22 protein-coding genes are annotated in these 25,283 nt (G+C 46.7%); 12 read left to right on the top strand and 10 right to left on the bottom strand.

The window, feature by feature from the left end; genetic code table 11:
- Positions 1-34: 34 nt before the first annotated feature.
- Positions 35-781, bottom strand: a complete 747-nt coding sequence (bshB1, locus tag ESB13_RS03100; protein WP_246022425.1) for a bacillithiol biosynthesis deacetylase BshB1 — start codon at positions 779-781, stop codon at positions 35-37.
- 32 nt (positions 782-813) lie between these two features.
- Complete coding sequence (locus tag ESB13_RS03095) at positions 814-1,446, bottom strand: DUF4294 domain-containing protein (protein WP_129001565.1); 633 nt, start codon at positions 1,444-1,446, stop codon at positions 814-816.
- A gap of 49 nt (positions 1,447-1,495) precedes the next feature.
- Between ESB13_RS03095 and ESB13_RS03090 the strand changes: the two genes are divergently transcribed.
- Positions 1,496-1,753 carry a hypothetical protein gene (locus ESB13_RS03090; RefSeq protein ID WP_129001564.1) on the top strand — a complete coding sequence of 86 codons (258 nt, stop codon included), beginning with the start codon at positions 1,496-1,498 and terminating at the stop codon, positions 1,751-1,753.
- Positions 1,750-1,992 (top strand): hypothetical protein, encoded by a 243-nt coding sequence (locus ESB13_RS03085; protein ID WP_129001563.1) that lies wholly within the window; start codon positions 1,750-1,752, stop codon positions 1,990-1,992. The genes ESB13_RS03090 and ESB13_RS03085 overlap by 4 nt, the downstream gene beginning before the upstream one ends.
- A 15-nt stretch (positions 1,993-2,007) precedes the next feature.
- Here the strand turns inward: ESB13_RS03085 and ccsA are convergent, their stop codons facing one another.
- Both ccsA and ESB13_RS03075 read right to left on the bottom strand, forming a co-directional pair.
- The gene (gene ccsA, locus ESB13_RS03080; RefSeq protein ID WP_129001562.1) at positions 2,008-4,443 is read right to left on the bottom strand and encodes a cytochrome c biogenesis protein CcsA; all 2,436 of its coding nucleotides are present in this window, start codon (positions 4,441-4,443) and stop codon (positions 2,008-2,010) included.
- Positions 4,444-4,490: 47 nt separating this feature from the next.
- Positions 4,491-4,907, bottom strand: a complete 417-nt coding sequence (locus ESB13_RS03075; protein WP_129001561.1) for a cytochrome c maturation protein CcmE domain-containing protein — start codon at positions 4,905-4,907, stop codon at positions 4,491-4,493.
- A gap of 203 nt (positions 4,908-5,110) precedes the next feature.
- On the opposite strand from ESB13_RS03075, the gene ESB13_RS03070 reads away from it, so the two are divergent.
- The 3 genes from ESB13_RS03070 to ESB13_RS03060 all read left to right on the top strand — a co-directional run bounded on the left by ESB13_RS03070 (position 5,111) and on the right by ESB13_RS03060 (position 8,101).
- Complete coding sequence (locus ESB13_RS03070) at positions 5,111-6,172, top strand: arginase family protein (RefSeq protein WP_129001560.1); 1,062 nt, start codon at positions 5,111-5,113, stop codon at positions 6,170-6,172.
- Complete coding sequence (locus ESB13_RS03065) at positions 6,154-6,717, top strand: hypothetical protein (RefSeq protein WP_129001559.1); 564 nt, start codon at positions 6,154-6,156, stop codon at positions 6,715-6,717. Before ESB13_RS03070 ends, ESB13_RS03065 begins: the two co-directional genes overlap by 19 nt.
- A gap of 91 nt (positions 6,718-6,808) precedes the next feature.
- Positions 6,809-8,101, top strand: coding sequence for a radical SAM protein (locus tag ESB13_RS03060; RefSeq protein ID WP_246022424.1), 1,293 nt, complete (start codon positions 6,809-6,811; stop codon positions 8,099-8,101).
- A 9-nt stretch (positions 8,102-8,110) separates the two neighbouring features.
- Here the strand turns inward: ESB13_RS03060 and ESB13_RS03055 are convergent, their stop codons facing one another.
- Positions 8,111-9,856: an ArnT family glycosyltransferase gene (locus ESB13_RS03055; protein ID WP_129001557.1), complete on the bottom strand. Its 1,746-nt coding sequence runs from the start codon at positions 9,854-9,856 to the stop codon at positions 8,111-8,113.
- Between the two features lie 87 nt (positions 9,857-9,943).
- Here ESB13_RS03055 and ESB13_RS03050 point away from each other — a divergent pair, with 87 nt between their 5' ends.
- The 3 genes from ESB13_RS03050 to ESB13_RS03040 all read left to right on the top strand — a co-directional run bounded on the left by ESB13_RS03050 (position 9,944) and on the right by ESB13_RS03040 (position 13,110).
- The gene (locus ESB13_RS03050) at positions 9,944-10,696 is read left to right on the top strand and encodes a sulfite exporter TauE/SafE family protein (RefSeq protein WP_246022422.1); all 753 of its coding nucleotides are present in this window, start codon (positions 9,944-9,946) and stop codon (positions 10,694-10,696) included.
- Between the two features lie 134 nt (positions 10,697-10,830).
- Positions 10,831-11,679: a hypothetical protein gene (locus tag ESB13_RS03045; protein ID WP_129001556.1), complete on the top strand. Its 849-nt coding sequence runs from the start codon at positions 10,831-10,833 to the stop codon at positions 11,677-11,679.
- A gap of 141 nt (positions 11,680-11,820) precedes the next feature.
- Positions 11,821-13,110 carry a bifunctional folylpolyglutamate synthase/dihydrofolate synthase gene (locus ESB13_RS03040; protein WP_129001555.1) on the top strand — a complete coding sequence of 430 codons (1,290 nt, stop codon included), beginning with the start codon at positions 11,821-11,823 and terminating at the stop codon, positions 13,108-13,110.
- Positions 13,111-13,308: 198 nt separating this feature from the next.
- Here ESB13_RS03040 and glgB read toward each other — a convergent pair whose 3' ends face one another.
- Together glgB and ESB13_RS03030 are read right to left on the bottom strand one after the other, a co-directional pair.
- Positions 13,309-15,264, bottom strand: a complete 1,956-nt coding sequence (glgB, locus tag ESB13_RS03035; RefSeq protein WP_129001554.1) for a 1,4-alpha-glucan branching protein GlgB — start codon at positions 15,262-15,264, stop codon at positions 13,309-13,311.
- A gap of 62 nt (positions 15,265-15,326) precedes the next feature.
- Positions 15,327-17,252, bottom strand: a complete 1,926-nt coding sequence (locus ESB13_RS03030) for an ABC-F family ATP-binding cassette domain-containing protein (protein ID WP_129001553.1) — start codon at positions 17,250-17,252, stop codon at positions 15,327-15,329.
- A 96-nt stretch (positions 17,253-17,348) separates the two neighbouring features.
- Between ESB13_RS03030 and ESB13_RS03025 the strand changes: the two genes are divergently transcribed.
- The 3 genes from ESB13_RS03025 to ESB13_RS03015 all read left to right on the top strand — a co-directional run bounded on the left by ESB13_RS03025 (position 17,349) and on the right by ESB13_RS03015 (position 19,842).
- Positions 17,349-17,759 (top strand): Rrf2 family transcriptional regulator, encoded by a 411-nt coding sequence (locus ESB13_RS03025; RefSeq protein ID WP_129001552.1) that lies wholly within the window; start codon positions 17,349-17,351, stop codon positions 17,757-17,759.
- A 58-nt stretch (positions 17,760-17,817) separates the two neighbouring features.
- On the top strand, positions 17,818-18,468 hold the full coding sequence (locus ESB13_RS03020; RefSeq protein ID WP_129001551.1) for an NAD(P)-dependent oxidoreductase: 651 nt from the start codon (positions 17,818-17,820) through the stop codon (positions 18,466-18,468).
- A 144-nt stretch (positions 18,469-18,612) separates the two neighbouring features.
- A complete protein-coding gene (locus tag ESB13_RS03015; RefSeq protein WP_129001550.1) occupies positions 18,613-19,842 on the top strand; it encodes a 4-hydroxy-3-methylbut-2-enyl diphosphate reductase in 1,230 nt (409 codons plus the stop codon).
- Here the strand turns inward: ESB13_RS03015 and cmk are convergent.
- The 3 genes from cmk to ESB13_RS03000 form a co-directional block, all read right to left on the bottom strand.
- Entirely contained in the window at positions 19,826-20,515 is a 690-nt protein-coding gene (cmk, locus tag ESB13_RS03010; RefSeq protein WP_129001549.1) for a (d)CMP kinase, read from the bottom strand. The two genes, ESB13_RS03015 and cmk, sit on opposite strands and share 17 nt — an antisense overlap.
- Positions 20,516-20,633: 118 nt before the next feature.
- Positions 20,634-21,263, bottom strand: a complete 630-nt coding sequence (locus ESB13_RS03005) for a LolA family protein (protein ID WP_129001548.1) — start codon at positions 21,261-21,263, stop codon at positions 20,634-20,636.
- Between the two features lie 229 nt (positions 21,264-21,492).
- Positions 21,493-24,189 carry an FtsK/SpoIIIE family DNA translocase gene (locus tag ESB13_RS03000; protein ID WP_129001547.1) on the bottom strand — a complete coding sequence of 899 codons (2,697 nt, stop codon included), beginning with the start codon at positions 24,187-24,189 and terminating at the stop codon, positions 21,493-21,495.
- Positions 24,190-24,332: 143 nt separating this feature from the next.
- Between ESB13_RS03000 and ESB13_RS02995 the strand changes: the two genes are divergently transcribed.
- Positions 24,333-25,250, top strand: coding sequence for a ribonuclease Z (locus tag ESB13_RS02995; RefSeq protein ID WP_129001546.1), 918 nt, complete (start codon positions 24,333-24,335; stop codon positions 25,248-25,250).
- The last annotated feature ends 33 nt before the right edge of the window (positions 25,251-25,283 follow it).

Raw genomic sequence — 25,283 nt, 5'->3', positions numbered from 1 at the left:
AGGTTAAAAAGCATTGAAAAACATAATATTAACATCACGTCGTTTCCTGAACAAATGCATCGAAACTGCTGATCCCCAGCATTTTCTTCGATATATATCCTTCGGCATATTTCACGCCTATTCTCTTACCCAACAATAATGCCCTGCCGGTAACGGTATGAATGAAATCCGGCGTGGAAATATAGGTCTGAGGCTCAGTATCTTCATTTTCAGCAGCCTGCGCCGAAAAAAACTGCGTGGTATAAGCCTGCACCGCCCGGATCTTCTGCTCCATATGGGCAGAAATATCCACGACAAAATCAGGCTTCAGATACCGGTCCTGTATATAGTGGAAAACGTATTTGGGACGCCATGCCTCCTGTTCAACCCCGTCAAGTGTAGTTGCTATCTTGCGCAACCCGGAAAGGAACGCCGCTTCCTCTACCAGCTTCGAACTCCTTCCATGGTCAGGATGACGGTCCTCCAACGCATTGCAGAGTATGATCTCAGGCCGGTATTTACGAATGGAAACAATGACTTTACGGATATTTTCTTCATTGATCTGGAAGAAACCATCAGCCATCTGCAGGTTCTCACGGGCAGCAACACCCATGATGGCAGCAGCAGCAGCAGCTTCTGTTTTACGCGTCTCTATCGTACCGCGTGTTCCTAATTCTCCCTGCGTAAGATCAACGATCGCCACTTTCTTTCCTTCTGCCACGGCCGCTATAATGGTGCCCGAACATCCTAACTCAACATCATCAGGATGCACACCAAAAGCCAGTATGTCTGTTTTTATCATTGCTGTTCTGAAATTGAGCAGCAAAAGTAATCTTATCTTCTGATACCGTACATACGTTCAACATCATGTACAATACTTTCAATATCACGATCCTTGCCGGAAGGATCATAGCTCTGCTTGAGGTTAGAGCCAAATACGATCGCAACCGTCTGGTACACGGTTGCAGTAAAACTGCCTTTATATTCTTCTATGATCTCGTAACAGTTGTTGCCCGTTTGCCGGTTGATAAGCTTCATCAGCACCTTCCCCTGGTATACCGATAACTTGGTAAGCTTGTCCGAAAACTCCTTCTTCAGCTCCTTCTCCCGCGAACGGATGATCGCCTTCCGCTTCGACTTCTCCGTAACACCCTCCAGCCGCATATTGATATCGTTCATCACCTTCGAAGCCGCAGCAGCATAAGGATACGTTACATATACCGCATTACGTAACCTCGTCCATTCAGCATGGTACTTCTTCCATTTACCCTTTAAATGCGTGTAAACAAATACAGGAGGCAGATAAGAACAGGGAATAGTATCACCGTTGGCTTCAATGCAGCCATAAACACGGATTGTGTCATAAGGTCCTTGACCATTCTGAGCAGTGGCGGATACGGGATGGTAGATCGCCACAACCAGGATGGTAATGATACCAGCCAGAGTTGTATTTTTATACCTGGTCATTGTACTTATCGACCGTAAATATAAACATTCAACCGGTTATACAATCGCAATGCAATTCAAAAGCATTCTGTTAAATGTTATAGTTTTCATAAACCTGATCGCCATAGGTTGCACACCCGCCGTGCCCCCCGCAGATCAGGAAGAGCAATTAATTGAATTCCAGAAACAACTGGACAATGAAGCTTCAGCGCGCATCGATTCCGCCTACGCCGCCATCACTCGGCGCTGCGACTCTATACAACGCTACCGCGTTCCTTTACTGGTAGATTCATTACTTAAACTTCCAAAAGACACTACCCGGTTATGAAAACTGTATCGATACTGATTCTTACAAGCCTCATGATGCAGGCCTGTAAACAGGAAGACAAAGAAGCACCGCGTCTGGCGCGCCTGAAAGCCCGTGTCGAAATGGAACGTAAGGTCGAAGATGTGATAACACAACTCGAAAAAGACTGCGACAGCACTACGCTTTCTATAGCAAAATCCCGTGCCGACTCCATTCGTACAGCACGGGATAAAAATAAGTTGCGCAGAAGGCAACGGTAGACCTGGTGAATTAACTTAAACAGCCGCCATCTTTGGCTTGCGCATGCGCTGTACCATGCTCATCACAAAACCTGTTACCATTACAATCACGCCTATCCATAATATATTGATGAACGGAAATTCATAAACCTTCAGCGTAAGTAGATCGCTCATGGTCTTGTCTTCCTTCACTCCTATCTCAAGTCTGCCTTTTGCTGCATCGATAACCTTGTTGAACTTAAGGATCAGCCCCTGCGATACAACAGTATCAGGCAAAGAACGCATTTCATTTCCCTTCAGCGCAATACCAGGTGTGGCAGGATACATACGGCCATCCTTCGCAATCACCGTCATATTAAGCACCATCCCTGTTTCATCAGCTGCTACTCCGGGTATTCCCTTCTCAGGATTTACCTCAGCCTTGTTCAATACAATAAGACCATTTGCATAGAACAGTGTATCGCCTACCTTAACCTCTGTTGGCTTAAAGGAAGAGGTATCCTGGCTGCTGCCTTCAACCCATGAAGAAATATAAACAAAGATGTCTTTATGCCAGTAATGACGCGCATCAGGGTTAGGAGAATAACCTTCCATCCCCTTATTGTTCTTCAGCACATCAGGATAAAGAAAGAACTTCTCCTTGCGCTTCTTATGCTCAAATTCAAGCTCAAAATATTTCTTCCTGTCACGCGGATTAACCGTATCCTTGACATAGGTAACATGATATTTACCCATATCCGTTCTCACGCCTTTGAACAAGGTGATGTTCTCAGCCGGGTTCTCCTTACCATCCGATTGCAGCGTAGTTACACCGGTAGTGTTCCAGCTTAGGATGGTCTTTTTACTCGAAGAAATGAGAATACCAACCAGTATCAGCCCAAAACCGAAATGCGCCACGGAAGCGCCCGCAGCCTTCAGCTTGCCCTTTAATCCAAGCCATATATAAGCCGCATTGGCCACTACGGCATATACCGACGCAAATAGCGCCATATGGATCGCAAACAGGAATCCCGGACCTTTTTTATCATAATGGATCTCTCCAAAGAAACTGATACAAAGACTTATCACCAGCGACACCAGCGTAGGCACCAGTATCTTGCGTCCCAGTAACGCCTTGGGCGTATCCTTATACTTAAGGTATTGTGTCACCGCGGTAAGTAAACCAATAATGAAAGCCACAAATACCTGTATCTGGTTATGCGCAAACTCCGGATCCTCCGGTGGCGCTATCTGCGTACCAAAGATCTTGTTGAACAAAGGCACCGACGTCTTGATGATAATAACTAGACTGCCAAGGAACAACACCAGCGAACCAATAAACATCCAGAACTCACGGCTATAAGTGCTCTCCTCCTTTTTGATCACAGGCATATGTTTGCTGTTCCTGAAAAACAGGAAAAGCCCCGGCACTAAAAACACCAGCACAAACGCACCCAGCTGGAAGCCGGTACCCGAATCAGTAAAAGCATGTACCGACGTATCGCCCAGCACACCGCTCTTGGTAAGGAAACTCGAATACAGCACCAGCACAAAAGCCAGTATATAAAACAGGTAAGTGGTCTTTAATGAATAACCGCTGTGTTTATAAATAAGATTGGTATGCAAACCAGCCACCAGCACCAGCCAGGGTACAAGAGACGCATTTTCCACAGGGTCCCATGCCCAGTAGCCACCGAATGAAAGGCTCTCATAAGCCCAGGCAGCTCCCATCATAATACCCGTACCAAGCACCGCGGCGGAAAAACTCGTCCACGACAACGCCGGCGTAGTCCACGTATGATCCTTATTAACCATACCCGCATACGCAAAAGCAAATGGTATAATAGTGGAAGCAAAACCAAGGAATAAGATAGGCGGATGTATCACCATCCAGTAGTTCTGCAACAACGTGTTCAGATCATTGCCCTCATACACACGCGGCAGGCTCAGGTAATCAGGGTTCGTGAACAACGGCAGATCAGGCATCTGCTCGCGGAACAATATAAAAGGATTATTGCCGATCTTCAGGTTAAATACATAAATGCCCAGTAACATGGTAGCAATACAAAACTGGGCAAAGTTGATCACTGTAAGAACAGGAGCCTCCCATTTCTTGTTACGGAAAATAAAGAACCATCCCAGCACACAATGCCAGATATCCCATAACAGGAAACTGCCCGACTGGTCCTCCCAGATACAGCTCAGCAGGTACTCCGATTGCAGGGTACGGGAAGAGTGGTTCCAGGCAAAATAATATTCATTATAATGGTTCGCTACAATATAATAAATGGTAGCAAACATGCCGAATACGCCAATGGTCTCGGCCACGAAAGCAAAACGCGCCACGCGAAGCCAGCTCTGCTTCTCATCGGCTAATGACGCCTTGTTGGTTTTGAAATAGGCAACGGTAGCCACAATAGAGGCCACGAGAGATAATACTGCAAGAAAATGCCCGAGTTGACCGGGTAATAAGTGTTCACCTGTATAGTTCATTCTGGGGTCGGTATTTGGAAACGCTGCCGCTCGCAGCGGGAAATTTGCTACTGGATGCTCGTTGCTGCCGTCAGATTCTTCTCTGTGGCATTCACATCATCTTTGTATTTCGAAGGACATTTCAGCAAAATGTCGCGGCATTCAAACAAATTACCCGCAACTTTCCCTTTTAAAACAATCCGCTCGCTCTTTTCCATATCGGTAGGCTTGGTATTATGATACACCACCCTGATAGAATTCCCTAATGTATCGATAGCCGTAAAAGCCAGGTAATTCGGATTTTTGATAGGATCGTACTCAATAGGCTGCGATTTGTCTATCTTGGCGATCAGGTGAACAAACTTACCTGGTTTCTGCTTGGCAGAGGCTACGGTATCATAAGTGGACGTATCTCCTAAATAGCTGATTAACACAGCTATAGCTACTGCGATAAATACCAATGCTACAATGTGGGTCTTCTTCATCTTAACATTTATCTATTTCTGACGCGAAATTAGTCCAAAACCATTGTTTCCCAACGCCATTTCTAAGCAGCAATTGTTAAAACTGGGGCAATAACACCAGGAGCTTTAAGACCCCGGGGAGGAATTCACGATTTTTAATGCTTTTTACATCCCCGGGAATATATTTTTCACCTACCTTGCAGCCCGTTTGACAAAAATCCGTCATGGCAGATCTATCGGGGTTTGACCCCAACCTAGCAGGCAATCCGCACAACAACATCTTCGGCCTTCCTTTTACAGAAGAAGAAGCAGCACTTGTTCTATTACCCGTCCCCTGGGAAGTGACCGTTAGCTGTACCGCCGGAACCGCACGCTGCGCTGAACATATCTTCAAAGCAAGTTTACAGGTCGACCTCTTCGACGCCGATATTCCCAACGGATGGAAAGAAGGCTTTTACATGCGCGAGGTCAATAAAAAGATCCTCCTCAAAAGCGATTACCTCCGCAAAGAAGCCGAACTCTACATCGATTATATCTCCAAAGGAGAAGCCGTAGAAAAAAACAAGTTCATGTGTAAAAGCCTGCGCGATATCAACGAAGGCAGCCTTTTGCTCAACGACTGGGTCTACGAACAAACCCGCGAGCTCCTGCAACGCAATAAACTGGTAGCCCTCATAGGCGGCGACCATAGTACCCCCCTCGGCCTGTGGAAAGCCCTCGCAGAACAACATGGCGATTTCGGTATCCTGCAGATCGATGCACACTCCAACCTCCGTACCTCATACGGTAACTTCAAATATTCACACGCGTCTGTAATGCATAACGCCCTGTCCGAGATCCCCCACCTCACAAAACTGGTACAGCTCGGCGTCCGCGATTATTCCGAAACAGAACACCAGTACGTAGCAAACAATCCCGCACGTATCGCCTGCTTCCTCGATAGGAACATCAAAGAACGTATCTATGAAGGCGATACCTGGAAAAGCATTACCAACGATATTATAGCCCAGCTGCCGCAAAAAGTACATATCAGCTTCGATATCGACGGCCTCGATCCTAAACTCTGCCCCCATGCCGGCACTCCGGTACCAGGAGGCTTTGATATAGAGCCCTTATTATATTTATTCAAACGTATTATTGAAAGCGGCCGCCAGTTGATTAGCTTTGACCTGGTAGAAATAGGCGTAGGTGAACAGGAATGGGATGCCAATGTAGGCGCTCACCTCTTATGGCGCCTGTGTAACCTGATGATTAAAAGCAAACAACAATGGAGTACGACTTCCTGATCACATTAAGGAAAAACAAGGTTAACCTCTTCGGATATATTACCCAGCTCATGCTGTTTTTATCCATAGCAGCATTTGCAATGCACCTCTTCGACCCCATCGACCAGCCAACGCGTATAGTCTTTGCCGTGATTATCTTCCTGACATTCAGCTTCTGGATCCTCGCACGCCTCCGCTTTATAGGTAAAAAATACGACTATACCAGCTACCGCCTGGCCCTCTATGTATGCTTCTTTGGCTGGCTGGCAGCCCCGATGCCCCTGATGATTATCGCCTTCTTCTTTTTGGCCATGGCCCTGCTCGAAAAACCCGCCAACCTCCCCCCGGAAATAGGATTCAGCGAATATGGTGTCAGCTTCAACACCTTCCCCAAACGCACCGTAAAATGGGACGAAATAACCAATGTGGTCCTGAAAGACGACCTCCTCACCATCGATTACAAAAACAATAAGCTATTCCAGAGAGAAATAGCACCCGGAACCGATAAAACAACAGTCAAGGAGTTTAACGACTTCTGCGCACACTACACCAGCAACATCCTCTGACCCGCTTGCTGAACCTATCCCCTTTTTTACGACCTTTGCCGTTTAAGCGTTAACACTCCCGTGACGCTTTATTTGTTTAGAAAGAATGATAATGATAGAATCGCCTTTTTTATTGTACTCCGACGGAGCCGGTAATATTTTTGAAGATACGAGCCTCTACGCCGTAGGACGCGCAGGATGGGATGCCTACCCTGTGCCGGTTGAAGACTGGATCCCCCTGCCCGAAGGAGGTAACTTATATGAACTGCCAGGCCGCAGAGGTATCGGCATCGACGTGAAAACAGGAGAAATGAGGCTTTGCGAAAAAGGATGGGCCGTAGCAGCCTTTATCCCACCCGCTCATACCGGCCTCTTCCTGGCCGCTTATGAAACAGCGCCCGATGCCCCCACACTCCCCCTCTTCTGCTATACCGCCGCCGCCTGGTACAACGATACATTCTACGTTACCGCCGTGCGCATCGAACAGGACATCAGGCAGGAATGCGCCGGATACGACCAGGATAAAGTAAACGCCGGCACCAGACAACTGCTGGAGGCCTACCCGCATAACAGGCTGGTAAAACACCTCATGGACAACTGCTGCCAAACGTATCAATGCCCCGCCGCACGCAACTTTGCACTCGGACGCTGGGAATGCCCCGTTCCGGCTTCACCCGCCTGCAACGCCAACTGCCTCGGCTGTATCTCCTTCCAGCCCGAAGAAGAAACAATCGTATCCACACAGGACAGGCTTACATTTAAACCCTCCCCTGAAGAAATAGTAGAATTCACAGTGCCACACCTCATGAACGCTCCCTACCCTATCGTAAGCTTCGGACAAGGCTGCGAAGGTGAACCATTGCTCATGTGGCCCACCATCCGCGATTCTATTATCGAAATGCGTAAGCATACACCCAAAGGCAGTATAAACATAAACACCAACGGCTCCAACCCCGCAGCGGTAAAAGCCCTGTGCGAAGCAGGCCTCGACAGCATCAGGGTCAGCACCAACTCGGCACAGAAACATATTTATACGCCCTATTACCGCCCCAATAACTACCAGTTCGAAGATATCATCGAAAGCCTCAAAGTAGTACGCAGCTTCGGAGGATGGGCCAGCATCAACTACTTCGTATTCCCAGGCATGACCGACACCGTCGAAGAATATGAAGCATTACGCAAACTCATAAAGGAAACAGACCTTACCATGATCCAGTGGCGCAATTTCAACATCGACCCCGACTGGTACCTGGCACAAATAGGCGTTACCGAACCCGGTGAATGCCTGGGCATTAAACAAATGATGGAATTGATCCGCGAAGAATTCCCTAACGTTAAATTCGGTTACTTTAACCCACCTATAGAACGTATCAAAGGCAACTACGCACTGGACTTCGCCCACTAGCTGCAAAGCTTAGTAAGGCATTTCCCCGGCGTTCTCAACCGGCAACGCATCTCTGCCGGTAGTATCACCAATACTACCGGCAGTTTTATTATCCGCTACACGAAAAAGTACATAATCATCATCCCCTTGCACATGCTCAAAACGCTGTTCAATGGCAACCGCAATATCATCGGGTAGCGCAACGCTCTTTGCCAGGTAAAAATCACCCGCTGTAGCTGAACTGCTATGTACAAGCGGCCGCGCAAACTGTTTATTATAATAATAAGGCAGTTGGTAAGGAACAGCCGGCGCAACAGGTATGGTATCTCCTTCATATCCGCCGGGTAAAGGTCTCAGCTCCCTTGTTGTCTCTGCCGCATAATACCAACACCCCTTCCCGCCTGTAATAGAATCTATCTGCTCCATGATATGCCTGTGATCAACTGCCGCATTAACATCCGCATAAGGTACGATCACCATCGAAAAAAAGAACCTGCCCGTTACCAATACCACCGCCAGTAATACAACAATAGCTTTAAAATTTCGCAACGCCAGCCTGTTACGCCATACCAGCAAGGTAATAACCCCCAGCGCTAAACCCGGCACCAATCCCCACCACTGCTGCATATATCCCGTCAAAGCCAGTTGCCCGGCTACTCCTGTGATCATGATAACGATCACTCCCGCCAATACAGGCTTCTCATACCTCCGCTTCCCGGTCTCAAATCGGTAAATGATCCAGGCAAACACGATAGCAAAAAACGGCATCAGGGGATAGATATAACGAAGCTTGGGAATACCCGTAAACCAATACACAGGAATATTGATACCTATCAGCGCAACGATAAAACCCAATCCTTTATTCTTCAAATGCGAAAACGGCATTTTAACCAGCAGCAGCAACGATAACGACCAGGGCAGCATCCCCTTTATAAGCAATAACGGGTATTGCAGCGTCTCAGACCATAACCGCTCCTGCCGCGCCCCGGCTGCACTTTTATCCGCCGCTTCATCAATTTGCGTAGCAAGCAAAATACCTATATGATCCTGCCGGCTGAACGCATAAAGGTAACAACCTATCACAACTGCAGCCGTAGCCAGTCCCGCAGCATGAGCCATGCTGAACAATATTTTCGGAGAACGCTGGTACAACGCCAGCAAAAACAAAGTCGCCCCCTGGAAAAGCAAAGAAGGCAGCCCCTTCGTCAAACAACCCAGCGCCATAAACCCGTACGAAAGCACTAAGGCATTGTAAGCATTGGTTTTACCCATATAGTAATTGATCAGCGGAAACAACTGGCATATCACCAGCAAAGCATAAAAAAGATCGATCTCCCCGCCGTTATAAGTAGCATAAAAATAAACATCAACAAACGTAAGCATGATAAGCGTAGCATAAACAGCAACTTTACGCCCCATCAGCTCAACAGTAAAACGATACAACAAAATACCAATAGCGATCATCGATAGCAGCGAAGGCAGCCGCACCACCCACTCACTATAACTATGCAGCACTTTAAACAGGCCTATCAGCAACCAGTTGAACAAAGGCGGCTTATTATAATAGGCAACCCCCATGAGTGTGGGATGCACAAAACTGTCATAGAAATACATCTCGAAAGAAACAGTTCCTCGCCGGGGCTCCTCCGCCATTAACTGGTAAATACCCATATTGATGAATACAGAAAGAGCATATAAGATAAAGAATACAATTAGCAGTACACCGGTGTTTCGCCTGATCCAGGCAGTTAATTTGATGCTGAAGAGATCACTCATGCCCGTTTATTGATTTCAAATGTAGAATTTAAACGAACAAAGCCATACAGTTCTTATATCTTCGGGACGTATTTCAATCTTTTTATTTTGACATTCATATTCTTGTGCCTGGCTTCATTTGCAGCCGGCTTTATCGATGCCATCGTAGGCGGAGGCGGATTAATTCAAACACCCGCCATCCTTATCATCCTGCCCGATTACCAGGTAGCCACCCTATTAGGCACCACCAAAATCCCTTCATTTGCAGGCACCAGCATTGCAGCCTGGCAATATTCACGCAGGGTACAGCTCAATTATAAACTCTTGTTCTCTATTGCCACCGTAGCTTTCCTCGCAGCCCTCGGCGGATCACGTATGGCCAGCTCCCTCAGCAACCACATACTCAAACCTGTTATCCTCCTGCTCCTCATAGGCGTAGCCATTTATACCTACGCTAATAAAAAATTCGGACAACAGGAACACAACGATAAAATTCCCGCACACCGCTTATGGTACGGCGCTTTACTCGGACTCATCATAGGCTTTTACGACGGCTTCATCGGCCCCGGCACCGGCAGCTTTCTCATCCTCGTATTCATAGCCATCCTCGGACAGGATTTCCTGCACGCAAGCGCCCACGCCAAAATTGTCAACCTCGCCACCAACCTGGCATCTATCCTTTATTTCAGCTCCACAGGCCATATCCTCTACCAGTATGCCTTACCCATGGCAGCTTGTAATATCACCGGCTCCTTTATTGGAACCCGACTCGCACTGCTGAAAGGAAACCGCTTTATCCGCATCTTCTTCCTGCTGGTGGTAATAGGTACCATCATTCGTTTCGCCTGCGACCTGTACTAAAGATTTTGTCACATTATCTCCTTTTTAACGAATAGATTTCTAACTTGTGAATAATTTTTATTCATTAAGGGTTTGAATACCATTCATTTTGTACAGTAACAGGTATGGAAGCAAATTTTGAAACACAGAAAAATATGAAAGCATTGGGCATCACCATAGGTATCTGTGGCCTGATGGCATTAATGCTGTTTTTCGTTAGCTGGACCTTACCACAGGTACAACCTCCTGTTATAGATGAAGGTATCGAAGTAAACCTGGGCAACAGCGATGAAGGTCTGGGCGATATCCCTCCCCAGGTACCCGGCGATCCCGCCCTGGAAGCCAATCCCCAGTCCGAAGCAACACCAGTACCCCCGTCGCAGGCCGACGAAACCAGCGATACTAAAATGGAGGAAGATAACAATGTTGCCGATGCTACCCCTGTAAATGCTTCCCCAAAACCAGTAGAAAAGCCCAAAGCAACACGTACCACAACAGTAAAAGCACCCGCTAAAAACAATAATAAACCAGCCGTAGCAACTCCCAAACCACCCAAGCCAAAAGCTTTATACGGAGGCGGCACCGCCCAGGGAACAGGAGGCAACAATGCCGACAGCTACAATGGCGTACGCAACCAGGGCATAGCAGGCGGCCACGGCGATCAGGGTAAACCCAACGGCAATCCCAATTCAGATAGCTATACGGGCAATGGCGGCACAGGTAAAAGCGGCGTCGCCATCAGAAGCGGCTTACAAGGCCGCAGGTTCACACGCTTCCCCTCTTTCGAAGACGACTTCAACGAAAATGCTAAAGTAGCGGTAGACGTTATAGTCAATAGATCAGGGGTGGTTACAAGCGCCAACATCAACCCCAAAGGCACCACCACAACCAACGCCAACATCCGCAATATCGCACGCAAAAAAGCATTGCAGTTGAAATTCAACGAAGGCTCCGCCGATCAGCAGGCAGGAACCATCGTCTTCGACTTCAAACTAAAAGGCTAAGCCCCAAACAAGGCCGGGTGATCACTAGTATAAGCAGACTTCAAACATTTGAATTAGCACCTCAAAGCAAAGTAGAAACAATAACAGGCTTAAAAACACAAACAATCACCTCCGCCCGCTAAATTTGCGTAATTCAACGATATGAATTACGAACAAACGCTCGAATACCTTTTCGAAAAACTCCCTATGTTCAGCAAACTGGGAGCATCAGCTTTTAAAAAAGACCTTAACAATACACTCGCCCTTTGCGAGGCACTGGGCAACCCGCATAAGAAACTGAAAACAATTCATATTGCAGGTACCAACGGAAAAGGCTCGGTAAGCCATTCCCTGGCAGCAATTTTACAAACCGCCGGTTACAAAACCGGCCTTTACACCTCACCCCATCTTAAGGATTTCAGGGAACGTATCAGGATCAATGGACAATTATGCAGCGAACAGTTCGTCATCGATTTCACGCAACGCATTATCCCCACCATAGAAAAGATCGAACCTTCCTTCTTCGAAATCACCGTAGCAATGGCATTTGAATGGTTCGCAAAAGAACAGGTGGATATTGCTATCATAGAAACCGGACTCGGTGGCCGCCTCGACAGCACCAACGTTATAACCCCGGAACTAAGTATCATCACTAACATAGGCTACGATCACATGCAGTTGCTGGGTGACACCTTACCACTGATAGCTTCGGAAAAAGCAGGTATTATAAAACCGCATATCCCCGTTATCATAGGCGAAATAATCCCCGAAACACAGCCCGTATTCGAACAACACGCAGCCAAACTCGAAGCGCCTGTCACCTTCGCACCGCATAAGTATTATGTAAGCGATTGGCACTACCAGCGCCACCATTTACAACTCACAGTAGCGCATTTATCGAACGACGAACGTAAAACTTTTACGCTCGACCTCCCAGGCATCTATCAAACTAAAAATATCTTATCTGTTCTAACCGCAGTAGATCACTTGCGGCAACAAGGATGGCACATAACCGATCTTCATCTGCAACACGCATTAATGCATGTAAAAAAACTCACCGGCTTGCACGGCCGCTGGGAACTAATAGCAGAACACCCCGATGTGATCCTGGAAGTATGCCATAACGAAGACGGCGTACAACAAATGTTACGGCAATTGGAACTCTGTACCTATAACGAACTGCATCTCGTAATAGGAATGGTGAAAGACAAAGACATCCGCAAAGTCTTATCCCTGCTTCCTCCAACAGCACATTATTACTTCACCCAGGCACAGATCCCCCGCGCGCTCAACGCAGCAGAACTATCCGCGCAGGCCGCAGAATATGAGCTGAAAGGGCATACCTACCCCAACGTAAATACTGCTTTACAGGAAGCGAAAACAAAAACCCACAAAGAAGATCTTATTGTTGTATGCGGCAGTATCTTCCTCGTAGCAGAAGTTAATACATAAAAAAACTCGGAGGTACGCATCACGTAAGGAGGGATCACCTCCAACATATACACGGAGGCTCCCAAGCCAGATACGCTTGTTTGCTATCGTACAAGGATAATACAGAAACTAAACCCTGATAAGCCTGAGCAAAATGCTCGCAGGAAAGCAGATACGGAATTGCCTCAGGCAGGCTGCTCTATTGAAAGGTTTGTGATATCATTTCAAAACAATCGCCCCCAACGCGGGCAAATGCACCTTTAACTGGTAAGTATCGGTTTCCTCATCCACCAGCGTCACCTCGATATCCGGGTTGTAAACATCCCCCGTACCCCAGAACGAAGCATCATTACTATTGAAGATCTCCTTCCACTGCTCCTTGCCCTTCACATAAAGGGTCCAGTCCCAACGCACAACAGGCGTCATGTTCAATATCACCAATACATCATCATCTTTCATATGTCCCTTTCTCTTGTAGGCGACAACAGCAGCATCACGATGATCCAGGTCCACCCACTCAAAACCACCAGGCACAAATTGCAGTTCATACAACGCCGGTTCATTCCGGTAAAGCTCATTCAGCTTCTGCACACAGTTTTTCATGCCGCTATGGCTTACATACTGTAACAGTTCCCACTGCAGCTCGGTCTTGTAATTCCATTCACTGGTAGCCGCAAATTCATTACCCATGAACAGCAGCTTGCCCCCCGGATGCGTGAACATATAACTATACAATAAACGCAGGTTGGCAAACTTCTGCCAGTCATCACCCGGCATCTTATAGATCATCGGGCTTTTACCATGTACCACCTCATCATGACTCAACGGCAGCATGAAGTTCTCGTTGTAGAAATACATCATACTAAAGCTCAGCTGATCCTGGTAATGAGGACGAACATACGGATCACGCTTGAAATAATTGATCGTATCATGCATCCAGCCCATCATCCACTTCATCCCAAACCCAAGACCTCCCGCAAACGTAGGCTTGCTGATGCCCGGCCAGTCAGTGGCCTCTTCCGCAATAACCTGCACATCAGGAAAATCACGGTATAATGTTTCATTTAAGTCTTTGATAAAAGCAATGGCTTCTATATTACCATTACCCCCATACCGGTTAGGCTCCCACTGCCCTTCAGAACGGCTATAATCTAACCGGAGCATAGACGACACAGCATCAACCCGTAAACCATCAGCATGAAACTGCTCACACCAATAGCACGCGCTGCTGATCAAAAAGCTCTTCACCTCTCCCCGCTCATAGTTGAATACATAAGAATTCCAGTCAGGATGAAACCCCTTGCGCATATCCGCATACTCATAAGTATGCGTACCATCAAACATAAACAAACCATGCGCATCATAAGGATAATGAGAAGGCACCCAGTCAAGTATAACACCAATGCCAGCCCGGTGCAACGCATCAATCATGGCCATACAATCTTCAGGACTGCCAAAACGGGAAGTAGCAGCAAAAAAACCAGTACCCTGGTACCCCCAGCTGCCATCGAACGGATGCTCCATCAATGGCATAAACTCAACATGGGTAAAACCCATCTCTTTCACATAAGGAACCAGCAGCTCCGTTATCTGCGCATAGCTGTTATAACGCTCTTCATTGTATTTATCCGGACGCATCCAACTGGCTAAATGCACCTCATAAACAGAAAAAGGAGCATCAAGCGCATTATGCTTCTCCCTTTCTTTTATCCAGCTGTGATCCTGCCACTGGTATTCAGGTTGCCATGCAATAGAAGCAGTAAGTGGACGCTTTTCCCAGAAATGAGCAAAAGGATCCCCCTTGTCAACCTGCACACCATTATATCCGTGAATATGATATTTGTACGACTCTCCGCGATTAACATGTGGAATAAACCCTTCCCAGATCCCCGACTTATCTAACCGCACAAAAAGAGGATGCGCATCTTTATCCCAATGGTTGAAGTTGCCGATAACGGTTACCTTGGTAGCATTAGGCGCCCATACAGCGAAATAGGTTCCGTTGGTACCAAGCACCTCCAGCTGCTTATTGCCAAAAACACGATATAAACGATAGTGAGTGCCATTTTGAAAATTCCGGATGTCTTCATCGCTAAACAAAGAATAGTTCCAGACTGCTTTAGTGCTGTCTACAAAGTGCAGCTCTTCATATTTCTGATTGCCGGCCATTTTCATAATTAAGGTGTTCAGGTACATGCTAAAATTAGGCCTAACAAACCGGTAAAAGAAGAAAATCACTACATTAATTCACTTAATTCCAGCCAACGCAATTCTTTCTCTTCCAACAACGCTGTAATCTCACCAATACGGGCACTTAATTGATTCAATTGCTCAAACGATAAACCCGCTGCTCCCATCTGCGCAGTGAGTTGCTCCTTTTCAGTTTCCAATGCAGGCATCTCCTTTTCCAGCAACTCAAACTCACGCTTTTCTTTAAAGCTTGCTTTCTTCTTTGCCGCACCAGGCACAGCTTCCGGCATTATACTAACAGGCTTGCCCGAAGCATCTTCAAGCGATTTCCCCTGGCTCTTATGCGCCTCCAGCACCTGCCACTTGTTCTCCTTCTTGTCATTTTCCTTAAGCCAGATCCGGTAATTGCTATAGTTGCCCGGAAAATCTCTTACAACGCCATCCCCCTCAAAAACAAACAGGTGATCAACAAGCCTGTCCATAAAGTAACGGTCATGACTAACAATAAGCACACACCCCTTATACTCACTCAGGAAATTCTCCAGCACCGCCAGTGTAGGCAAATCCAGGTCATTGGTAGGCTCATCCAGTATGAGGAAATTCGGGTTTTGAAACAAAACAGACAACAATTGCAGCCTTTTCTTCTCTCCACCACTCAGCGAATTCACATAAGTATATTGCTTGTCAGGAGTGAACAGGAATAACTCCAGGAACTGCGCAGCACTTAAACTGCCGCCATTGGCAAGGGGAAAATTTTCTGCAATATTCTTCACGTATTCTATAACACGCACGTTTTCTTTTATTACAAGTCCCTGCTGCGAAAAGTTACCGAACACAATAGTATCACCCACATTTATCTTACCACTGTCCGCAGGCTCCAATTGCTGCAATATATTCAGAAAGGTACTCTTACCAACACCGTTCTTACCTATCACCCCAACTCTTTCCCCTTTCGAGAAGGTATGATCAAAACCCTTTAAAATGGCCAGATCACCATAGCTCTTGTAAACTTTCTTGGCTTCAATAACCTTACCTCCCAAACGGCTCATCTTCACTTGTAGCTGCACCTGCGCATCTTCGATCTTCTGTTTGGCCCTGGCCTCTACATCGTAAAAACTATCCTGGCGGCTCTTACTCTTGGTAGTACGCGCCTTAGGCTGCTTACGCATCCACTCCAGCTCTTTACGGTATTCGTTCTTAGCCTTGTCAATACTGGCCTGCTCACTCTCAATACGCGCAGCCTTACGCTCCATATAAGTCTCGTAATCACCTGTATAAACATAAAGATTCTCCCGTTCCAGCTCCCAGATCTCTTCACTCACCGCATCGAGAAAATAACGGTCGTGCGTTACCAGCAGCAACGTAACATTCTCCTGGTTCAGATAGTTTTCAAGCCACTCTATCATCTCCACATCAAGATGGTTGGTAGGTTCATCCATCATAAGCAACGTATGCTTATGCTCAAACCCTATATCTATCAGCGTTTTCGCCAATGCCACCCGCTTACGCTGCCCACCACTCAGGTCCGATACCTTCTGCTGCAAATGATGTACATTCAGCTTGCTGAGGATCTGCTTTACCTTCACCTCAAACTCCCAGGCATTCAGATCATCCATTTTTCCGAATAACTCCGCCATCGCCTCACCATCCTCCGCCTCGGCTGCCGCTTCATACTCCCTGATCACGTTTAGTACCGGGTGGTTCACATGAAATATATTCTCAAGTACAGTCCTGTTTTCATCAAACTTGGGATCCTGCTCAAATAACGCAACAGTAACATCCTTATGTATGAACAGTTTACCCGAATCAGGTGTCTCCTGGCCGGTTAAAATTCGCAGTAAGGTCGATTTACCTACCCCGTTACGGGCTATCAACGCAATCTTATCACCTTCATTGATATGGAAAGAAATATTCCTGAATAAAGGATTAACACCATAACTCTTTGTAAGCCCTTCAGCTGAAACATAATGCATGGCGCAAAAATAGGGTTTTAAAGGAGGAAGGGATTTTTAACTTTTCCAGCTGGAGGAAGCTCCTTAGCTTTGTACTGTAACAGAAAATATTACAGAATGAACAATGCCCGCTTCCAGGTTTCCATCCACATCCTTACACTGCTCGAGCGGGCTGGCAACGAGTTACTGTCATCCGATTATATCGCAGGCAGCATCAATATCAACCCCGCCATCGTTCGCAAAGAGATCAGTAACCTTAAAAAATATGGTTTTATAGACAGTAAAGAAGGAAAAAATGGCGGCAGTACTTTGGCCCGCCCAGCTCGCGATATCCTGTTATCAGAAATTTATATGGCAGTTAAACCTGCAGCGCTGTTGGGCTCCAATAAAAATGAACCTAACCCTTATTGCCCCGTTGGACGGCAGATTAATCAGCACATCGGATCTCTCTTTGCAGCTGCAGAAGCTGCACTGGTGAATGAATTAAACCAAACCAGCCTGGCAGCCTTCTCAGGAAAGTTCTCCTGATTTTTTTTAACTTAAACTGTAACAAATCACCTTACAATTAATCACTAAATAGTATCAAATGAAGATTGCACTAATCGGCGCCACAGGATTTGTAGGTGCCAACCTGCTTAAAGAAGCGTTACAAAGAGGACATGAAGTAACTGCCATCGTGCGCGACCCGTCCAAATTAACGGTAACAGATCAGCATCTGAATATCGTTAAAGGCGATGTGAACAACGTCGATGATTTAGCCGGCCTGCTCAAAGGCCACGACCTCGTATTAAGCGCCTACAACGCCGGATGGACCAACCCAAATCTCTACGCCGATTTCCTGGCGGGTTGTAAAGATATTGAAGCAGCTACTGTTAAATCCGGTGTTAAACGTCTTATCGTCATCGGCGGAGCAGGCAGCTTATATATCAACGGCGCACAGCTGGTCGATGGCCCCCATTTCCCCGAAGCCTTCAAACCCGGCGCTACCGCTGCAAGAGACTACCTGAATATCCTCAAAAACAACCAGGAACTGGATTGGACTTTCTTCAGCCCCGCTATCGAAATGCACCAGGGCATCACCACCGGCCGCACCGGTAAATACCGCCTCGGCACCGACGAACCCGTTTTCGATGCTCATGGCAAAAGCATATTATCAGGCGAAGACCTCGCCGTAGCAGTCATCGACGAAGTCGAAAACAAACAATTCCTGAAAAAAAGATTCACAGCAGCTTACTAATAAAACCCCACCGCAGGCAACACCGGAAGCAGTCCCCCCGCTGTTTCCGGGCCATTGCCAGCCCCCGGAATAACAGCAAAGCGCAAACGAACAGGTTTACCTGGCCAAGTCTAAAATCGCCACTACTATTGTACATTTGCGCTTATGAAGCAATTCAACGTTCCAAATATCTATCGCAGCGGTCTCATCAGCGCCATCAAACAGCATCGTAAACAACAGGATAAGTTGAAAAAGGACTTTACCCCTACGTTGCTCGATTTCGGCCCGGTTCAGATCTATCTCGCCCGCCACTTCGGCTTCTGCTATGGCGTAGAGAACGCGATTGAAATTGCTTTTAACACCATAGACGCCAACCCCGGTAAACGCATTTTCCTCCTCTCCGAAATGATCCATAACCCCCAGGTGAATGCCGATCTCCAGGAAAGAGGCGTTCAGTTTTTACAGGATACCTATGGCCGTCAGTTGATACCGTTCGACGACATTACTCCAAACGACGTGGTCATCATCCCCGCCTTCGGCACTACGCTTGAAATCGAAGCCTTACTCGAAAGTAAAGGCATCCCAACTCATAAATACAATACCACCTGCCCGTTTGTAGAAAAGGTCTGGAACCGTAGTGAGCAGATAGCTCAAAAAGGATATAGCATTGTAGTACACGGAAAACCCAAACACGAAGAAACAAGGGCTACCTTTTCTCACGCATCATCACACACGCCCACCATCATCATCAACGATATGGCGGAAGCAAAGGAACTCGCAAAATATATCACCGGCGAAAAAGCCCCGGCTGATTTCTATGAACAGTTCAAAGGCCGCTACAGCAAAGGATTCCAGGCAGAAAAAGACCTCCGGCGCATCGGTGTTGTCAACCAAACCACACAACTGGCAACCGATACCCAGGCAATAGCCGACTTCCTGAAACAGGAGATCAGGTCACACTACCAGTTAGATGATACAACCATAGGAGAACGCTTTGCCGATACACGCGACACTTTGTGTTATGCCACCAACGACAACCAGTCCGCTGTTGCAGGCATGCTCGAAACCCCTGCCGACCTGGCTATTGTAGTAGGCGGTTACAACTCCTCCAACACCTCACACCTCGTTGAACTGTGTGAGCAGCGTTTACCAACTTATTTTATCGATAGTCCCGAAAAGATCATCAGCCGCGAAGAATTGTTGCACTGTAACTGGCAAACAAAAGAAACAACACTCGTAAAACAGTTCCTGCCACAAAGCACACCAGTCCGCATATTGATCACCAGTGGCGCCAGTTGCCCCGATGCAGTAGTAGAACAGGTCATCAATAAACTGGTGAACTTCTTCGATGCCGATAAAACAGTAGCAGCCGTTGAAGCTAACTTTGTAAACTAGCTATCTTATTATTGGCCCATTCCAGGGCCTTTTCAAACTGCTCCTTACGGGTAAGATTCGTATTGTCTAAAACAACAGCATCGTCGGCCTTTCGAAGCGGACTCACCTCCCTGTTACTGTCAATGTAATCACGCATTTCAAGGTTGCTCTTCACCTCCTCGATAGTGATCTTGGGATTCTTTTCATAAAGCTCTTTAAACCTGCGCTCTACTCGCACCGCCGGATCGGCAGTTACAAATATCTTAAGTTCCGCACGCGGAAATACAGTTGTTCCAATATCCCTTCCATCCATCACCAGCCCCTTCCTTTTACCCATCTTCTGCTGCTGTTCAACAGCAAACTCACGCACCTCTTTTATAGCCGCAATAGCACTTACGTTCTCACTCACCAGCATATCCCTGATAAGCAACTCCACATTCTCATCGTTAAGATACATATCACTTTTACCCGGCTCTCCCGAAGGCTGAAATTCAAGATTGATCTCAGACAACGCCTTCTCTACCGCCTTTGTTTTCTCCCAGTTGATATGATGACGTAGAAAATACAAAGTTATAGCCCTGTACATCGCGCCGCTGTCTATGAACACATAGTTGAGTTCACTTGCCAGCTCACGGGCCAATGTACTTTTCCCACAGGATGAAAAACCGTCTATAGTGATAATTATCTTCCTCATTCAACTGCAAATTGCATCAATTTTAGGGTAACAGCAAGCCCGGACATAAAAAAAGTCGCTCAATTGAGCGACTTTTTCCCGTTTCACTTAATATGTTTCAAATCATCATTTCTAACTGTTACTGGTTGATCACCTCTACACCAGGATGTTTGCGGGCATCAAAAGTAAACTTGCTGTCAGGTAAAGAAGCGGCAGTATTTACATTCGACAGTTTAAACTCAATACTGTTATCACTCTTGTCTATCACAATAGCACGTGTGATCATGTTTTTAGCCTTGTCAATGAAAACAGTTACCTGCTTGAAGTTCTTCCGCTTATCGATAGGAACCAGTTGTATCTGGTGATATTGACCCGCGGAAGAGATCAGCTTGTAGGTAAAATCCTTATCATAAAAGTCAGATAAAAGCTTTTGAGGTGATAAGGTCTTGGAATCATTATCAACCGCAGAAACAGTTACCTCAGAATCGCCATTGAAATTCCAGGTCTTTGCACCATCACAAAAGATCTCTGTGCTGCCCTGCTTGATATAATATTTCTGTCCTTTAATATTGATCTGACCAGCTACAGAGCCTCTTTTTACGTTCTTTTTGTCAGTTGTAGTATAAGTAAAATTGGCAGTTACACCTTTATATGTCTTTAGCTTACCGCTCACATTATCAAGGATCTTCTTTGCATTGGGGTCATTCTGAGCACGGGTTACACCAACTAAACCGGCCAACAGTAACACTAAAATGTAAAACTTTTTCATTTATTCGAATTTCTAGTTTGTTAACGTAAGTCAAAGCATGTGCCAAATAAGACCTGCTTTGAGCTGTAGTGTTTAGCACAGGAATGTTAAAATAACCTGAAGCGATGCCTGCTGGACGCCTAAAGCCCGCATACATAGCTCCAAAATTGCGGCAGGCATATTACCGGCTTTCCACGCACCGCAACACATTAATTAGGCAGATTGTTGATTTCTATAGGTGTATCAATGATTAAAGCATCGCCAGAATTTCTTCAAGATCACTGTCGGTCTTAACATTTACTTCCCTGGCCTTACTGCCAAGGTTAGGACCAACAATACCAGCCGCTTCCAGCTGATCCATCAGCCTTCCGGCACGGTTATATCCCAGCTTCATACGGCGCTGGATAAGAGAAGTACTTCCCATCTGGTTTTGAACCACCAGCCGGGCAGCATCTTCAAATAAAGGATCGCGGTTCGATAGATCGAAATCTTTGCCGTCTGTATCTTTTTCATCAACATATTCCGGCAGCAGGAACGCTTGCGGATAACCCCGCTGATCACCAATAAACTCACAAACACGCTCTACCTCAGGTGTATCTACAAAAGCACACTGTAAACGCGTGATCTCACCATTATAACTTACCAGCATATCACCTTTACCAATCAATTGCTCCGCACCACCCGCATCAAGAATGGTACGGCTATCGATCTTGGATGACACCTTGAACGCCATCCGCGCCGGGAAGTTGGCTTTAATGGTACCCGTAATGATATTGACAGAAGGACGCTGCGTAGCAATGATCAGGTGAATACCAATCGCACGCGCCAGCTGCGCCAGCCTCGCAATAGGCATCTCCACCTCCTTACCCGCCGTCATGATAAGATCGGCAAACTCATCCACTACCAGCACAATGAACGGAAGATACTGATGCCCCTTCTGCGGATTAAGCCTGCGCTTAACAAACTTCTCATTATACTCCTTGATGTTACGGCAACCCGCTTCCTTCAACAGGTCATAGCGGTTGTCCATTTCAATACAAAGCGCATTGAGCGTATAAACAACTTTCTTGGTATCCGTAATAATAGATTCCTCTTCACCAGGTAACTTCGCCAGAAAGTGTTTCTCGATAACCCTGTAAAGACTTAACTCCACCTTCTTAGGATCAACAAGCACAAACTTCAGCTGCGAAGGATGTTTCTTATATAGCAATGATACCAGTAGCGTATTGATACCAACAGATTTACCCTGACCAGTAGCACCCGCCATCAGCAGGTGAGGCATAGATGCCAGGTCAACAATAAAGTTCTCGTTATCAATTTTCTTACCTATCGCTACCGGCAAAGAGAACTGCGTATTCTGAAACTTGTCCGATGACAATAACGTACGCATGCTTACAATGCTCTTACGCACGTTCGGCACCTCTATACCAATAGTACCCTTACCCGGTATGGGAGCTATGATACGAATCCCCAGCGCAGCAAGGCTCAACGCTATATCATCCTCCAGGTTCTTGATCCTGCTGATCCGCACACCCGGAGCTGGTACTATCTCATACAAAGTAACCGTGGGCCCGATAGTAGCGCTGATCCGCTGTATAGAAATATCATAGTTCTTCAGCGTCGATATGATCTGGTTCTTATTGGCCTCCAGTTCCGATGGATCATGAACGATCTTATCCGTACCATGCGCTTCCAGCAAATCCAGCGAAGGATATTTATAATCTCTCAGATCCAGTGTAGGCTCGTAAACCTCCGCAACCGAATGGCGGATAGGCATCTCCTCCTCTTCTTCCTCAGCACCTTCATTAATTTCAAGCTCCATATCCAGGTTACCCGCCCGCTTCGTATTCAATGACGTTCTGTCAGGCAACACCACCTCAATTTCTTCTTCTTCAATTGCTTCTTCCTCGAAAGGCGCTTCCTCCTCATCCAAAACACCCTCCTCCTCCTCTGCCCACGCCTCCTCAACAGGCTCATCCAGTTCCAGTTCTATATCTTCCTCTTCCGTTCCACCAGCAGCTTCTTCAGCAGAAACACCGTTATTGATGAATAGCTTCATGCCCTCTTCCTCTGCCGCTTCCGCTATATCCTTCTCCACCACTCCCAACGCAGTCATCGGATCAGCTGCTTCTGCAGACTGCTGCGGCATGATCACTACTACCCCGCTCTTACCGTTTTTCTTCAGTTTGTTCGGAGTAGGAACCTCCTCAGGCTCCTGCACTTCTCTATAGCCCAATTCACCCGCAGGCTCCTCCTCGGTCGCTTCAGGAGCACCCCCCAAAGGCACGGCGCTCGCCGGCACCGCCGCCGCCACAGGCTTGGGCTTCCGCTCCGGTAAACGGAATGTGGGATTAAATCGCCATATCACATAAGCAAAAGCAGTTGTCGCTAAAAGTATCCCTGTACCAAGTTTACCTATCCATTTCACAATCCACGATTCAACCAGCTCACCTACAGCGCCGCCCCAGGAAAACTCGTTGCCACTGGTGAAAAACGCAAATGTCACACTCACCACCAGTAAACCCGTAAGCATGTATTTTACATTACGGGCCAGACTAAACACCTTCTTCCCGAAAAGCAGGTTTACACCAAGAACAAAGAAAAAAGTGCAGAATAAAAAGGCCGCAAGCCCAAAACCCTTGTAAATGAAAAGATGGGCAGTATAAGCCCCCAGCACCCCCAAAAGGTTGCTTACCTTAAGATCTGAAGTGCTGAATATTTTTACACCAAACTGCTGGACCTTATCCTGGTCCTCCTGCCAGGTAAAGAGATAAGAGGTAAAAGCAATGAACAGAAATACAGCTAACAGCAGGTTAATGGCACCAGCTATTTTAGACGTACGTTCATCTTTCACAATTTCTTTTACAGTCACCTCCGCTTCTTTCTCCGGCTGCAATTGCTCCGGGTCAGGCGGTGGTGGCGTTTTCTTTTTCAGTCTATTGGCCATGTATAACGTTAACAGGCAAATATAACGGGATTAGTGTAAGTTTCGTATGCAGTGTGGACAAAACCACCCCAATCAATTGTCGGCATTGTTTTTTCATTTAATATTGTTCATTATTAAAAATCAGTTTATTAATTAATAGTTCAATGTTCGGTGTAACTATTTTGGGCAATAATTCCGCCATTCCGGCTTACGACAGGCACCCCACAGCCCAGATTGTTACATTGAATGAACAATTATTCCTCATCGACTGCGGCGAAGGCACCCAAATGCAGCTCAGCAGGTATAAAATACGACGCAGCCGCATCAACCATATCTTCATCTCTCACCTCCACGGCGATCACTACTTCGGACTACCCGGATTGGTTACCTCCATGGGATTGATGGGCCGCGAAAATGACCTGCACTTATATGCACCAGCCCCGCTTCAGCAGATCCTGCAGCTACAACTCGACGTGGCCGACACAAAACTGCCCTTCAAACTGCACTTTCACCCCCTCGGCAATGATGCTACTCTCGTAAGTAATGAAAAGTTCTCTGTAGAATGTTTCCGCGTATATCACCGGATCGACTGCTGGGGCTTCATCATCAGGGAAAAGAAAAAACCAAGGAAAATAGACAGGGAAAAAGCAGTAGCCTGCCAGGTACCCTCCGTTTATTACGAACGCCTTAAAAATGGCGACGACTACGAAAGCCGTACCGGCGAAATAGTTAAGAACGAATGGGTTACCATCCCTAATATCCCCGGAAGAAGTTATGCCTATTGCGCCGATACCATTTTTAATCCCGCTATTGCAGAAAAGGTAAAACACGTAAGCATGCTTTACCACGAAACAACGTATCTCAAAACATTACACGAGCGCGCCGCATTACGTTACCATTCTACCACCCACCAGGCCGCACAAATAGCCCTGCAGGCCGAAGCACGCCAATTACTCATAGGCCATTTCAGCAGTAAGTACGAAGACCTCGGCGAATTCCTCACAGAAACAACCGACCTCTTCCCCCAAACCCAACTGGCACTGGAAGGTGTTACCTACCTGATAAATCAGGATAAACAATAGCAATACCGGCAAACGCCTGCCTCTCGTTAACAA

The organism is Filimonas effusa, from assembly GCF_004118675.1.
Taxonomy (GTDB): domain Bacteria; phylum Bacteroidota; class Bacteroidia; order Chitinophagales; family Chitinophagaceae; genus Filimonas; species Filimonas effusa.
This window is presented reverse-complemented; position numbering and strand designations above follow the sequence as displayed.